This window comes from Sphingomonas sp. Ell38C01 (assembly GCF_055231975.1).
On the sequence record NZ_JBUYVA010000001.1, the window covers coordinates 1645732 to 1658962 of the forward strand.

Annotated in this window: 11 protein-coding genes; 6 read left to right on the plus strand and 5 right to left on the minus strand. The window is 70.1% G+C overall.

Going from position 1 to position 13231, the window contains the following annotated elements; translation table 11 throughout:
* The first annotated feature begins 175 nt into the window (after positions 1–175).
* From ACV7NO_RS07765 to ACV7NO_RS07775, 3 genes are all read left to right on the plus strand, one after another.
* The gene (locus ACV7NO_RS07765; RefSeq protein WP_463407305.1) at positions 176–994 is read left to right on the plus strand and encodes a ferredoxin--NADP reductase; all 819 of its coding nucleotides are present in this window, start codon (positions 176–178) and stop codon (positions 992–994) included.
* Positions 995–1102: 108 nt separating this feature from the next.
* Positions 1103–2434: an amidohydrolase gene (locus ACV7NO_RS07770; RefSeq protein ID WP_463405433.1), complete on the plus strand. Its 1332-nt coding sequence runs from the start codon at positions 1103–1105 to the stop codon at positions 2432–2434.
* Entirely contained in the window at positions 2431–2961 is a 531-nt protein-coding gene (locus tag ACV7NO_RS07775) for a DUF3617 domain-containing protein (protein WP_463405434.1), read from the plus strand. Before ACV7NO_RS07770 ends, ACV7NO_RS07775 begins: the two co-directional genes overlap by 4 nt.
* Before the next feature lie 43 nt (positions 2962–3004).
* Here the strand turns inward: ACV7NO_RS07775 and ACV7NO_RS07780 are convergent, their stop codons facing one another.
* The 3 genes from ACV7NO_RS07780 to ACV7NO_RS07790 all read right to left on the minus strand — a co-directional run bounded on the left by ACV7NO_RS07780 (position 3005) and on the right by ACV7NO_RS07790 (position 5146).
* Complete coding sequence (locus ACV7NO_RS07780; RefSeq protein ID WP_463407306.1) at positions 3005–4147, minus strand: MBL fold metallo-hydrolase; 1143 nt, start codon at positions 4145–4147, stop codon at positions 3005–3007.
* A 142-nt stretch (positions 4148–4289) separates the two neighbouring features.
* Positions 4290–4679 (minus strand): DUF4345 domain-containing protein, encoded by a 390-nt coding sequence (locus tag ACV7NO_RS07785; RefSeq protein WP_463405435.1) that lies wholly within the window; start codon positions 4677–4679, stop codon positions 4290–4292.
* Positions 4676–5146 carry a DUF2721 domain-containing protein gene (locus ACV7NO_RS07790; RefSeq protein ID WP_463405436.1) on the minus strand — a complete coding sequence of 157 codons (471 nt, stop codon included), beginning with the start codon at positions 5144–5146 and terminating at the stop codon, positions 4676–4678. Before ACV7NO_RS07790 ends, ACV7NO_RS07785 begins: the two co-directional genes overlap by 4 nt.
* 91 nt (positions 5147–5237) lie before the next feature.
* Between ACV7NO_RS07790 and ACV7NO_RS07795 the strand changes: the two genes are divergently transcribed.
* Positions 5238–6323, plus strand: a complete 1086-nt coding sequence (locus ACV7NO_RS07795) for a GNAT family N-acetyltransferase (RefSeq protein WP_463405437.1) — start codon at positions 5238–5240, stop codon at positions 6321–6323.
* A 96-nt stretch (positions 6324–6419) separates the two neighbouring features.
* Here the strand turns inward: ACV7NO_RS07795 and ACV7NO_RS07800 are convergent, their stop codons facing one another.
* Complete coding sequence (locus ACV7NO_RS07800) at positions 6420–6713, minus strand: hypothetical protein (protein ID WP_463405438.1); 294 nt, start codon at positions 6711–6713, stop codon at positions 6420–6422.
* A gap of 131 nt (positions 6714–6844) precedes the next feature.
* On the opposite strand from ACV7NO_RS07800, the gene ACV7NO_RS07805 reads away from it, so the two are divergent.
* Both ACV7NO_RS07805 and ACV7NO_RS07810 read left to right on the plus strand, forming a co-directional pair.
* Positions 6845–8272 (plus strand): DUF4139 domain-containing protein, encoded by a 1428-nt coding sequence (locus tag ACV7NO_RS07805; RefSeq protein ID WP_463405439.1) that lies wholly within the window; start codon positions 6845–6847, stop codon positions 8270–8272.
* Positions 8272–9783 carry a DUF4139 domain-containing protein gene (locus tag ACV7NO_RS07810; protein ID WP_463405440.1) on the plus strand — a complete coding sequence of 504 codons (1512 nt, stop codon included), beginning with the start codon at positions 8272–8274 and terminating at the stop codon, positions 9781–9783. The genes ACV7NO_RS07805 and ACV7NO_RS07810 overlap by 1 nt, the downstream gene beginning before the upstream one ends.
* A gap of 219 nt (positions 9784–10002) precedes the next feature.
* On the opposite strand, the gene putA is transcribed toward ACV7NO_RS07810, so the two are convergent.
* On the minus strand, positions 10003–13104 hold the full coding sequence (gene putA / locus ACV7NO_RS07815) for a bifunctional proline dehydrogenase/L-glutamate gamma-semialdehyde dehydrogenase PutA (RefSeq protein WP_463405441.1): 3102 nt from the start codon (positions 13102–13104) through the stop codon (positions 10003–10005).
* Between the last annotated feature and the right edge of the window lie 127 nt (positions 13105–13231).

The window sequence follows — 13231 nt, forward strand, 5'->3', positions numbered from 1 at the left end:
ACAATGCATGGTTGAGCGAGGGCAAGCTAAACTCTATTGCGATCGGATCGCAGAAAGTGTCTGGGCAGCGCACCGGTTCGTGACAGCGGTTGCCGCGCCGGCGGTTCGCAGGTAGCGGCACAGCGTCGTGCCGCAGCGCAGCAACGACTTGGATGACGGAGTAGAAGGGTTGAACATGCATGTCCGCGCGCCGGCACTGATCCCGGAGCATGTCGCGTTCCAGAGCGTCACCGTGCGGTGGGTGAAGCATTGGAACGAGCATCTGTTCAGCTTCGCGGTCGATCGGCCCGCGTCGTTCCGGTTCCGCTCGGGCGAGTTCGTGATGCTCGGTCTGCCGGGGCTGGAAGAGGGCGCCCGCCCGGTGATGCGCGCCTATTCGATCGCGAGCCCGGCCTGGTCCGACGAGCTGGAGTTCCTGTCGATCAAGGTGCCCGAGGGGCCGCTGACGGGACGGTTGCAGGCGATCCATGCGGACGACCAGCTGTATCTGGGCAAGAAGCCCACCGGCACGCTGGTGTGCGATGCGCTACTGGGCGGGAAGCGCCTGTTCATGCTGTCGACGGGGACGGGGCTGGCGCCGTTCCTGAGCCTGGCGCGCGACCCGGAGGTGTATCAGCGGTTCGAGCAGGTGGTGATCGTCCACGGCGTGCGCCGGGTGAGCGATCTGGCGTGGCGCGACGAGCTGACCGCGCAGCTGGCGGGCGATCCGCTGGTGCACGAGGAGGCGCTGCTCCAGTTCCACTATATCCCGGCGGTGACGCGCGAGGCGTTCCACACGACGGGGCGGATTCCCGCGCTGATCGAGAGCGGGCGGCTGTTCGCGCAGCCGCTGACGGGACCGGCGGCATTCGATCCCGAGGGGGACCGGGTGATGCTGTGCGGCTCCACCGCGATGATAAAGGAAACCGCGGCGCTGCTGGAATCGCTGGGGTTCGACGAAGGGTCGAACGCCAATCCGGGGCGGTATGTGATCGAGCGCGCGTTCGTCGATTGAACGCCGTCATCCCCGCGAAAGCTGGGATGACGGAGGGCGGGTCATGTCCGCGCTGGCATCGTGCGGGCAGGCGGTTATGCTGTTCCCAAATTACAGGGGACCCGATCGATGCGCCACCTTCTCCTCGCCGCCGCGGCGACGCTGTGCCTTGCGACGCCTGCGCTGGCCGAGCCCGATTATGCCGCGGCGGTGAAGGCGGATTACGACAAGGACCTGGGGCAGCTTTGGGACTGGTTCCACCGCAACCCCGAGCTGTCGTTCAAGGAAACGAACACCGCGGCGCGGATGGCAGCGGAACTGCGCAAAGTGGCCGGGATGGTCGTGACCGAGAAGGTCGGCGGCACCGGGGTGGTCGGCGTGATGAAGAACGGCGCCGGGCCGGTCGTGCTGGTGCGCGCGGACATGGACGGGTTGCCGGTCGAGGAGAAATCCGGGCTGCCCAATGCCTCCAAGGTACGGCAGGTGGGCATCGACGGGGTCGAGACGCCGGTGATGCACGCATGCGGGCACGATACGCACATCGTCGCGATGGTGGCGACCGCGCGGCGGCTGGCGGCGCTGAAGGACCGGTGGAAGGGGACGGTGGTGTTCATCGTCCAGCCCGCGGAGGAGCGCGTCGGCGGGGCGGAGGCGATGCTGAAGGACGGCCTGTATACCCGTTTTCCCAAGCCGCAATATGCGCTGGCGCTGCACAGCAATTCGGAAGGGCTGGCGGGGACCGTCTCGGCGTCCGAGGGGATTCAGTATTCGTCGTCCGACTCGGTCGACATCACGGTGCCCGGCATCGGCGCGCACGGCGCGAGCCCGCATGCGGGCAAGGACCCGGTCTATATGGCGTCGCAGCTGGTGATCGCGTTGCAGGGGCTCATCAGCCGCGAGCGGATGCCGCTCGATCCCGGCGTCATCACCGTCGGCAGCTTCCATGCGGGACTGAAGCACAACATCATCTCCGACCAGGCGAAGTTGCAGGTGACGGTGCGCGCCAATGACGAGGCGACGCGCGCGAAGCTGATCGCGGGGATCAAGCGGGTCGCGCTGGGCATCGGCGAACTCAACGGGATGCCCGCGGACAAGATGCCGGTGGTGACCGTGACGGAGGGCACGCCGACGACGATCAACGATGCCGCGCTCGCCCGGCGGCTGAACGCGGTGATGGTCCAGACGCTGGGCCAGCCGCGGGTGATCCCGTTCGAGCAGAAGGGGATGGGGGCGGAGGACTTCGCCTATCTGGTCCGGCCCGACACGGGCGTGAAGGGCTATTATTTCTCGGTCGGGGGCACGCCGCAGGCGGCATTCGACGCGGCGAAGGCGGGCGGGCCGCCGGTGCCGTCGCACCATTCGCCGCTGTTCAGGATCTCGCCCGAGCCGGTGGTGACGACCGGCGCGGTGGCCATGACCGCGGCGGTGCTCGACCTGCTCAAGCCGGGCGCGGTGTCGTGAAGCGCGCGGTGCTGATGGCCGCGTTCGCGCTGGCGGCGTGCGATCGCGGGGTGGAGCTGACCAACGCGTCGATCGAGGAGGTCGCGACCGCGTCGAAGGGGATCGAGAAGCCCGAGCCGGGTCAGTGGGAGACGACGACCGAACTGGTATCGCTCGAGGCGCCCGGGGCGCCTGCGGGCATGGCGGAGGCGCTGAAACAGCAGATCGGCCGCAAGCAGACCGACAGCGCCTGCCTGACGCCCGAACGCGCGGACCGGCCGGTGTTCGGCGACCTGTCGTCGGGACAGGCGCAGGGTTGCCGCTTCGCGCGATTCTCCATGAAGGGCGGCCAGCTGAACGCGACGATGGCCTGTTCCTCGCCCGACGGCTCGCGGATCGAGGTGGTGCAAAAGGGCAGCTATTCCTCGACCGCGGTAGACCTGACCGCGATGATCCGGCGCGTGGCGGCCGGTGGGGGCGGGGCCAGCACGATGACGACGCGGTTGCAGTCCAAGCGGACGGGCGCTTGCGCGGCGACGAAGGCGTAGGTGGTCCGTCATCCCGGACCAAGTCCGGGGTGACGTTCGGGAGCTATGGGAGTGCCGCGATCTCGGGCGCCTTCGCGCAGGTCGCCAGTCGGGCTTCGTCCGGGCGATGGGTCGGTGCCGAATAGGCCGGAACCTCGACGGGTACGCCGATCGTCGCGGGGGCGAAGCGGGCGGGGTCGCCGCCGGTGCATCGCAGGAGTGCATCGAGCATCTTCGGCGGGGTATCGTACTGCTCGTAGCTGAGGCGGAAGGTGCCCCAGTGGATCGGGATCGCGTGCGCGGCGCCGAGGCGATCGAACACGCGGATCGCGTCGACCGGGCCGATATGGCTGCCAGACCCCATCTGCCCGGGGACGAAGCGGAACGCGCCGATCGGGATCAGTGCCAGGCGGATCGGACCGAGCGCCGCGGCCTCTGCCGGCCAGCGACCATCGCCGAGCCCCGTGTCGCCAGCGAAGAACAGGTTGCCGTCGGGCAACGTCACCACGAAGCTGGACCAGAGCGCACGGTTGCGATCGGTGAACCAGCGGCTGCCCCAATGGTGGTTGCGGGTGACCGCGACCGCGACCCCGGGTGCGACCTCGACGCGCTGGCCCCAGTCGAGCGCGGTCGCCTGCGCGCCGGTCTGCCCGATCACGCTGTCGTTGCCGAGGCTGGTGACGATGCGCGGACGGTCTCGCTCCCACAGGCGCTTGAGCGTCGCCTTGTCGAGATGGTCGTAATGGTTGTGGCTGACGAGGATCAGATCGATCTTCGGCAGGTCTTCCAGCCGGATGCCGGGCTGCGCGACGCGTTTCGGGCCGAACCCGAGCGGGCCCGCGCGATCCGCCCAGACGGGATCGGTCAGGATGTTGAGCCCCTGTGTCTGGACCAGCACCGAGGCGTGGCCGACCCAGGTGACGACCATGCGCTCACCCGCGATGCTTGCTTCCGGCTTCGCGGGCGTGACGGGGACGCTGTCGGGCCAGGGCGGACGACCGTCGCTGCCGGTGAGGTAGCGCCAGAAGAAGCCCGCACGGCCGCCGGACTGGGCAGGCATCCGCAGCGTGTCGGCGTCGCCATCGGGGTTATGGAACCGCTCCCCGTCGTAATGGTCCGAGTCCGGGCCTTCATAATAGATGCGGTCGAGGAAGCGGGGAACGACCGTGATCGCGATCAGCAGCGCGACGATCAGGAACAGCAGCATGCCGCCGATAATCTTCAGGATGAGGGGCACCGGGTGATCCTTAGGCGGGGGGCGGTCCTGCCGGCCCTCGTCCGACACGAACGGAAAAGGAGACGGATCGGGACGATGGCGTCGCGCGTCAACGCCGGCGCCGCGCGTTCGTTCAGCGGCATCGGCGGGCGACGGCCGCCTGCCACGCCATCAGGCAGGGGACGACGCCCAGTTCCATCGCCAGCCCGAAGAGGTGGCCGGTCGACGGCACACCGACCGCGACGAGCGACACCAGACGCGACAGCCCGCCCATCACGACGAGCGCGCCGAGCAGCCGGAACCGGGGGCCCTTCGTCTCGATCGCGGGAATGCAGGTGGCGAACGCGATTCCGACGCCGAAGAAAATGCCCGAGACGTAGCGGAAATGGCTGTCGAGATCGACCGGGATCACCGCCGCGTGGCCGAACGACGCGGGGCCGTGAAGAATGCCCATCGCGCCGGTGACGAGCGGGACGAGGCAGGCGAATGCGACGACCGCCTGCAACGCGCGCCTTTCGATCACGCCATGTCCTGTTCGAGCAGTTCGGCCCGGACGTGGATCGCGCGCAGCGAGACGCGGACCTCGATCATGAACGCGACCAGGCTGGCGATGAGCATGATCGTCGCGGCGACGAAGGCGAACGCGACATAGCGTCCGATCTTGAGATGGACGAGTTCCGCGACGAACATCAGCGCGACGACGATGCAGGTGAGCACCCCGCTGACGACCGCCAGGAACAGCGCGGCGTTGATGATCGTGATGCGCCGATCCAGCAGTCGCAGCTCCCAGACGTAGCGATCGCGCTCCGGCCCGGTCGAGCGGGGGTGAAGCTGTTCGAGCGTCCGGGCCCGATCGACCACGCGTGCGAGCCGGCCGACCACGACGTTGAGCAGTTGGCCGATCGCGGTCAGCATGAAGATCGGCGTCAGCGACAGCTGGATCGTCTGGGCGATCGTCGAGACCGCTGGGGCGAACTGGGTGGCCGACATGACGCTACGTCTACGCCTGCCCGTTTTGCATCGCAACATGCGCATGCTCGAAACATCGCGGTAACGCGTTGCGCGTATAGCCGGGCGGATCATGAGCAGACCGCTTTCCCTCGACGGCTTCGCCCGGTTGCCGCGCACCGTTACGGCCGCCGTTGTCGACGGGCTGTCGTCCGCGATCGACGCGGTGGCGGACGGCGGGGCGGAGACGCACCGCTTCCTGCGCTATCAATGGTACGCCGCAGCGCTGGCCTCCTATGGCGGCGCGGCGCGGACGCTGGTCGTCGAGGCCGAGGGCGTGCCGGTGATCGCGATTCCGTTCGTCGCGAAGGGGCCGGCGGCGCTGGGGCTGGTGGCGGTGCCGGGCTGCTTCTGGCCGTTCCGCGGGTTCGCGATGTCCGCGGCGGCGGGGGAGGATTCGCTCGAGGTGGCGCTGGCGACGCTGGCCAGGACGGTATCGGTGCTGCGGATCGGGCCGGTCTATGATGGCGACGTCAACGCGATGCCGCTGATCGCGGCGGCACGGGCGCGGGGATGGGCGGCGGTGCCGCGCTACGTCGCGACCAGCCACATGCTCGACATGGCGGCGCAGCAGGCGGAGGGGATATGGCCGCGCAACTCGACGCTGCGCAAGAACCGGTTCCACGAGAAGCATCTGGCGGCGCATGGCGCGCTCGACTGGTCGTTCGTGAGCGGGAAGGACTGGGCGGAGGCGTTCGACGCGATGGCGGCGATCGAGGAGGCGAGCTGGATCGCAGCGCGAACCGACGGCAGCGACGCGAAGTTCACGCAAGGCGGGCACGGGGCGTTCTGGCGCGCGGCCTCGAACGATCCGGTGCTGGCGGGGATGTTTCGCGCGGCGTTGCTGCGGGTGGCGGGCAAGCCCGCGGCGTTCTCGTTCGACATCGATGCGGGCGCGCTGAAATATGCGATCGCCAACAGCTACGATCCCGCGTTCGCGAAGCATTCGCCGGGCAAGCTGCTGTACTGGCGCAACCTGTCCGAGGCGGTGGCGCGCGGCGTCACGCATGTCGACTGGGGCGCCGGCGACAGTGGGTACAAGAAGGTGATCGGCGCGGACGAGGGGGCGGCGATCCGCGACTGGCTGCTGGTGCGGCCGGGGTTGCCGGCGCTGGCGGCGAAGCTGGGCGGCGTGGCGTGGCGGATGAGCGGGAATTAGGGGCGGAGTTCCCACGCGTCACCCGGCCTTGAGCCGGGGTGACGCATCCTTTGATACGGCGGGCAGAAGACGCGGGACCGCGGATCAAGTCCGGTTTTACGGTTTTCGGGACAGCAGGGCCCGCCAGCCGCGAGCGGGCGGGGGCGGGTCCGCGATCGTCTGGCCGGTGACGTGAAGGAGATAGCGCGCGAGGAGGAGCGCTTGGTTGTCGGTCATCACCAAGTGGCAATGCTCGACCCGGCCGTTCTCCAGCCCGACCTGCGAGCGCGTCGTCTCGATCGTCAGGTCGATACCGAGCGGGAGGTCGGCGTGCGACCAGCCGACGACCGCGCGCCGCTCACCGCGGTCGGTCGAACTGTCCGGGTGGGGAACGCGGCGGGGATCGAACATCCGGTATGAATCCAGGGCGGTTGGCGGACTAACCTAAACCCGCAGCCAGGGTTGACGCCAGAGGGTTGCGCATTGTCGCTGGCGGTCGCGTCGGGCATAGCGGACGAAGACGAGGCCGAAGGAGACGGTGGATGCGCGGGCACCTTCTGGGATGGGCGGCGCTGATGCTGCCGGCGGGGGCAGGGGCGCAGGAAGCGCCGACGCAGGTGACGCCCGGCGCTCCCGCGAGCGCGCAGGGCGACGTCTCGGTCACCATCTACACCAACGATGTCGCGCTGGTGCAGGACGTGCGGGCGCTGGCGCTCGACAATGGGCGGGTGCGTCAGACCTTCCCCGACGTGAGCGCACAGATCCGGCCGGAGACGGTATCGCTCGAGGTGGCGGACGCGAGCATCGTCGAGCAGAATTTCGATTACGACCTGCTGAGCCCGACCAGCCTGATGGAAAAGGCGGTGGGCGAGACGATCACGCTGGTGCGGACCAATCCCGCGACCGGCGCGGAGACGCGCGAGCGGGCGAAGGTGCTGGCGGTGAACGGTGGCGTGGTGCTCCAGATCGGCGAGCGTATCGAGGTGCTGCGCGACGATGGATTGCCGGTACGCGCGGTGTTCGACCGGGTGCCCGAGTCTCTGCGCGCGCGGCCGACGCTGTCGGTGACGCTGGCGAGCACGCGCGGCGGGACGCGGCCTGCGACGCTCTCTTACCTGACGCGCGGGATCGGGTGGAGCGCGGACTATGTCGCGCTGTACGACCAGAAGGCGGGCACGATCGACCTGCAGGGCTGGGTGACGCTGAAGAACACGAGCGGGACGACGTTCGCGAACGCGAAGACGCTGCTCGTCGCGGGGGAGGTGGCGAGCGACCCGCAGACCGACCAGTATCAGTATCGCCCGCAGCCGCGCCGCCCGGCCGGGCGGATCCGGCAGGCGGGGACCGAGACATCGGCGCGCGAGCAGCTGGGCGACTTCTACCTCTATCCGCTCGCGATGCGCACGACGATCGCGGACAAGCAGACCAAGCAGGTGAGCTTCCTCGACCTGAAGGGCGGGGCGGCATCGTCGGGATACCAGTTCCGCAACGAATGGAACGCGAGCGCGACCGAGCCGCGCAGCGCACAGAGCGTGCTGCGCTTCGCCAATGCTGCGGGGGCGGGGCTGGGCGACGCGCTGCCCGCTGGGACGATCCGCGTCTATGTCCGCGACGCGCGCGGGCAACCGCAGTTCACCGGGGAGAACCGGATCGACCATACGCCGCAGGGGTCCCGGATCGCGCTCGTCACCGGCGATGCGTTCGACGTGAAGGTGCTGCCCGTCGTCGTGTCGCGGACGCGGATGGGGGGTGACCGGTGGCGGACGAGCATGCGCTATACGCTGACCAACGCAAAGGCGGCGGGAGTGACGGTGGAACTGGCGCAGGCGGGACTGGACTGGGCGGATACGCGGGTGATCGAGGAGAGCCGCAAGAGCGAACGGCGCGATGCAGGGACCGCGGTGTGGCAGGTGCCGGTGCCCGCGAACGGCGAGGCGGTGGTGACCGCGACGTTCGACACGCGCTGGTGATGCGCCGGGTGCTGGCGCTGGTCGCGGCGGCGATCGCTGCGCCTGCGATCGCGCAGGAGGCGGTCGTGGTGTCGCCCGCGCCCGACCGCGTGGCGGTGACGGTGTATCGGAACCCGTCGCGCTATCGTGACGTTGCGATCGACCTGCGCTGGCTGGGCGGGTTCGCGCTGGTCACCGAGACGCGACGGGTGCGGTTGCCGCGCGGCCCGGCGACGCTGCGGTTCGAGGGCGTGGCGGAGGGGATCGTGCCGGTAAGCGCGATCGTCGAGGGGCTGCCCGGCGGGACGTTGGAGAAGAACCGCGACGCGCGGCTGCTGTCGCCCGCGTCGCTGATCGACGGGACGCTGGGGCGGCAGGTGACGCTGACGCGGACCGATCGCGCGACGGGAGCGGTGCGGATGGAGACGGCGACGCTGGTGGCGGGGCCGGGGCAGGGTGTGGTTTTGAAGACCCCCGCCGGGATCGAGACGCTGCGGTGTTCGGGGCTGGCGGAGGGCGTGCGGTTTGCCGGCGTGCCGGCGGGGCTGTCGGCGAAGCCGGTGCTGAGCGTGGCGACGGTGACGCCCGCGGCGCGGGTGGCGACGGTGACGCTGTCGTACCTGGCGAGCGGGTTCGACTGGAGCGCGAGCTATGTCGCGACGCTGGCGGCGGACGGGCGGACGCTGGACCTGTTCGCGTGGATGACGCTGGCGAACGCCAACCCGCAGGCGTTCGCGGGTGCGGAGGTGAGCGCGGTGGCGGGGCGGCTCAACCGCACGGCGGAGGCGGCGTATCGCGAGCGCGTCGGGCAGTTGCGGCTGCAATGCTATCCGCTGGGAACGACGACGTCGGATCTGAAGGCGAAGCGAGCGGAGCCGATGGAGGACATCGTCGTCACGGGATCGCTGATGCGCGCGCCGATGGCGATGGCCGCGGCGCCCGCTCCCCCACCGCCCCCGCCCCCACCGCCGCCGCCCGAGGACCTGGGCGACGTGAAGCTGTACCGCGTGCCGGAGCGGGTGACGGTCGCGCCGCGCGCGCAGAAGCAGGTGGCGTTGCTGGCGCGGGCGGGGGTGCCGTTCGAGCGGCGCTACCGGCTTGGCGTGTATCCGGGGCAGGTGCTGCCGCCGACGCCCGCGCGCATCGAACTGGTGATGCGCAACCGGACGGAGGCGGGGCTGGGGCTCGCGCTGCCGTCGGGGTCGACTGCGCTGTACGCGCGGCGCGGGGGCGATCGGCTGCTGCTGGGGACGGGACGGATCGAGGATACGGCCGAGGGGCAGACGGTGCGCGTCGGCGCGGGGCGGAGCGCGCAGGTGCTGGTCGAGCAGGCGGCGGCCGGGACGCGGCGGTGGATGGTGACCGCGAGCAACGCGAACGCGGCCGCGGTGGCGCTCGACGTGCAGGTCGGCGGGGCGGGCGCGAAGATCGTCGGCGAGGATGTGGCGCTGGTGGCGATCGACGGGGTGGCGACGTGGCGGGTATCGGTGCCTGCGGGCGGGCGGGTGACGATGGCGTATCGGGCGGACTAGGGGTGGATCGACATTCAGCGAAAGCGACCTGCTCTGCTCCTGCCCGTTCGTCTCGCGTAGGCCTCGAGCGAAGTCGACAGCCCGTATCGAGAGGCTTGCCACTGGGAACGGCCTCTCGATACGCCGTTTCGACGTCGCTCGACGGCTACTCGAGACGAACGGCAAACGGGTGAATTCCGCTCGGCCCCGGATCGTCCGTTGCAGGGAAGGATCTTTCCGTCAGATGTTGAGCAGCGCGGGGTCGCCGCCTTGCGCGGTGATGTTGTTCGAGACGGCGCGTTCGACGGCGTAGCGCAGGAGCGCGTGGGGGCCGCCGGCCTTGGGGCCGGTGCCCGACAGGCCCTCGCCGCCGAAGGGCTGGACGCCGACGACCGCGCCGATGATCGAGCGGTTGATATAGACGTTGCCCGCCGGCACCAGCGCGCGGATCTCCTCGGCGAAGCGCTCGATGCGGCTGTGGATGCCGAGCGTCAGCGCATAGCCGGTGTCGGCGAGCCCCTGCGCGATCGTCTCGAGCTCGTCGGCCTTGTAGCGGTAGATGTGGAGGATGGGGCCGAAGACCTCCTTTTCGAGGAAGTCGGCGCGCGGGATTTCGGCGATGAGCGGGCCGAAGAAGGTGCCGCGGGTGGCCCATGCTCCCGGATCGAGGCGGCGGACGATCGTCGCCTCGCGCTCCAGCCGGGCGCGGTGCGCCTCGAGCATCGCGAGCGCGTCGGCATCGATGACCGGGCCGACATCGGTGGCGGCGTCGGCGGGGTCGCCCAGCACCAGCGCGTCGAGCGCGCCGTTGAGCGTGGCGATCAGCTCGTCGGCGGACTCCTCGGGAACGAAGAGCAGGCGGAGCGCGGAGCAGCGCTGCCCCGCCGAGCCGATCGCGGAGACGATGACGTCGTCGACGACCTGTTCCTTGAGCGCGGTGGTGTCGACGAACATCGCGTTGAGCCCACCCGTCTCGGCGATGAAGGGGAGGATCGCGCCGCGGCGATTCGCGAGCGCGCGGTTGATCGCCCACGCCGTCTCGGTGCCGCCGGTGAAGGCGACGCCGTCGATCATCGGGTGTTCGACCAGCGCGGCGCCGACCGTCGCGCCGTCGCCGGGGAGGAGCGCGAGGAGGTCGGCGTCGAGCCCGGCGTTGTGGAACAGGCGGACCGCCTCGGCGGCGATCAGCGGGGTCTGTTCGGCAGGCTTGGCGAGGACGGCGTTGCCCGCGGCGAGCGCGGCGGCGATCTGGCCGGTGAAGATCGCGAGCGGGAAGTTCCACGGGCTGATGCACACGAAGGTGCCGCGACCGCGCAGCTCGAGATGGTTGGTCTCGCCGACCGGGCCGGTCAGCGGCTGGAGTCCGTCGAACTGCTTTTCGGCGAGGTGCGCGTAATAGCGGCAGAAATCGACCGCCTCGCGGACCTCGGCGACGCCGTCGTTCAGCGTCTTGCCCGCTTCGCGCGACAGAAGCGCGATCAGGCGGTCCATGTTCGCCTCGAGCGCGTCGCCCATCGCGCGCAGGACCACCGCGCGGCCGGCGCCGCCCTTGCGGTCCCAGGCGGGTTGTGCGGCTCTTGCGCGCTTCGCGGCGGCGTCGATGTCGGCGGGGGTGGCGTCGCTGACGGCGCCGATGAGCTGGGCGTGGTCTACCGGGCTCGTCACCGGGCGGGGGCCGGTGCCCTCGAGCAGGTCGCCGCCGACGATCGGGCCGGCGGTGATCGTGTCGGCGGCGCCGACCTGCGCGGCCCGGACCGCCGCCTCGCGTTCGCTGTCGCGGCTGTAGTCGCGGCCCAGCGGGTTGCGGCGTGTCGCGCCATAGATGTCTGCCGGGACGGGGATGCGCGGATGGCGGTCGGGCTGCCCGCGGACCGCCTCGACGGGGTCGCCGACGACGAGTTCGGCGGGGACGCGCTCGTCGAGCAGCGCGTGGACGAAGCTGGTGTTCGCGCCGTTCTCGAGCAGGCGGCGGACGAGATAGGGGAGGAGTTCCTCGTGCCCGCCGACGGGGGCGTAGGCGCGCAGCGTCAGGTTGCCGCCCGCGGCCTTGTAGAGCGCCTCGCCCATGCCATGGAGCCGCTGGTGCTCGATGCGGACGCCGGCGCGCGTCGCCATCAGCGTGACCGCGGCGAGCGTATGCGCGTTGTGGGTCGCGAATTGCGGGTAGAGCGCGGGCGCCGCCTTGATGAGCGCGTCGGCGCAGACGAGGTAGCTGAGGTCCGTGGCGGGCTTCGTCGTGAAGACGGGATAGTCGGGGCGGCCCGCGACCTGCGCGCGCTTGATCTCGCTGTCCCAGTACGCGCCCTTGACGAGGCGGACCATGATGCGGCGGCCGGTGGACTTCGCCAGCGCCGCCAGCCCCTCGATCACCGCGAGGCCACGCTTCTGATACGCCTGGACGACGACGCCGAGGCCGGTCCAGTCGCCCAGTTCCTCCTCGCGCGCGAGCCGATCGACGAGGCGGAGCGACAGGACGAGGCGGTCGGCCTCCTCCGCGTCGATCGCGAAGTTGAGGTCGTGCTGCGCGGCGATCAGCGCGAGGCGTTTGATGCGCGGGTAGAGCTCGTCCCAGACGCGGCGTTCCTGCACCGCCTCGTAGCGGGGGCAGAGCGCGGAGAGCTTGACCGAGACGCCGTGGCCGTCCTCGGGCGACAGGCCCGGAGCTCTTGCACGACCCACCGCCTCGATCGCCTGCGCGTAGATCACCTCGTAGCGCGCGGCGTCCTTGGCAGTGCGCGCGCCCTCGCCGAGCATGTCGAACGAGCAGAGATAATCCTCCTTCTTCGCACGCGCGAGCGCGGCGTCGATCGAGCGGCCGAGGACGAACTGCTCGCCCATCATCTTCACCGCGGCGCCGACCGCCTGGCGGATGACGGGCTCGCCGATCCGCGCGGTGAGACGCTTCGCCCAGCCGCCGAGGTCGCGCTTCGCCTCGTCGTCGACGTCGATCAGCTTGCCGGTGAGCATCAGCCCCCAGGTGGAGGCGTTGACGAAGAGGCTGTCGGAGCCGCCGAGATGGCTCGCCCAGTCCGCGCTGCCGATCTTCTCCGCGATCAGTCGGTCGCGCGTTTCGGCATCGGGGGTGCGCAGCAGCGCCTCGGCGAGGCACATGAGTGCGAGGCCCTCCTTCGTGCCCAGCGAGAATTCCTGGAGGAAACTCTCCACCACGCCCTGCTTCTTCGTCGAGGCGCGCGCGGCCTGGACGAGCGACACCGCGTTGCGCGCGACGACGGCGCGCTCTTCGATGGAGAGCGGAACGGCGCGCAGCAGCGCGGCGACGGTTTCGGGCTCGTCCTGATACTTGGTGGTGTCGAGGCGATCCCAGTCGAAGGTGCGGAGCATGGCGGTGTATCCTGTCGGTGCGATCTCAGGGCGATCGTTCGCCTATATCGCGGTTCGGGCCGGACGTGCTTTGCAATTGCGTGGGGATCGGCGAATGCTTTCGGCGATTTCGACTATGGACCGAAGG

Coding starts and splice junctions, on each gene's coding strand:
- ACV7NO_RS07780 (WP_463407306.1), bottom strand. CDS start 4,147: ATGCTGCTGTTCCTGATCGTCGCGCTGCTGATCGCGATCACGGTCGTT.
- ACV7NO_RS07810 (WP_463405440.1), top strand. CDS start 8,272: ATGCGCCGGGTGCTGGCGCTGGTCGCGGCGGCGATCGCTGCGCCTGCG.
- ACV7NO_RS07770 (WP_463405433.1), top strand. CDS start 1,103: ATGCGCCACCTTCTCCTCGCCGCCGCGGCGACGCTGTGCCTTGCGACG.
- ACV7NO_RS07795 (WP_463405437.1), top strand. CDS start 5,238: ATGAGCAGACCGCTTTCCCTCGACGGCTTCGCCCGGTTGCCGCGCACC.
- ACV7NO_RS07800 (WP_463405438.1), bottom strand. CDS start 6,713: ATGTTCGATCCCCGCCGCGTTCCCCACCCGGACAGTTCGACCGACCGC.
- ACV7NO_RS07805 (WP_463405439.1), top strand. CDS start 6,845: ATGCGCGGGCACCTTCTGGGATGGGCGGCGCTGATGCTGCCGGCGGGG.
- ACV7NO_RS07790 (WP_463405436.1), bottom strand. CDS start 5,146: ATGTCGGCCACCCAGTTCGCCCCAGCGGTCTCGACGATCGCCCAGACG.
- ACV7NO_RS07765 (WP_463407305.1), top strand. CDS start 176: ATGCATGTCCGCGCGCCGGCACTGATCCCGGAGCATGTCGCGTTCCAG.
- putA (WP_463405441.1), bottom strand. CDS start 13,104: ATGCTCCGCACCTTCGACTGGGATCGCCTCGACACCACCAAGTATCAG.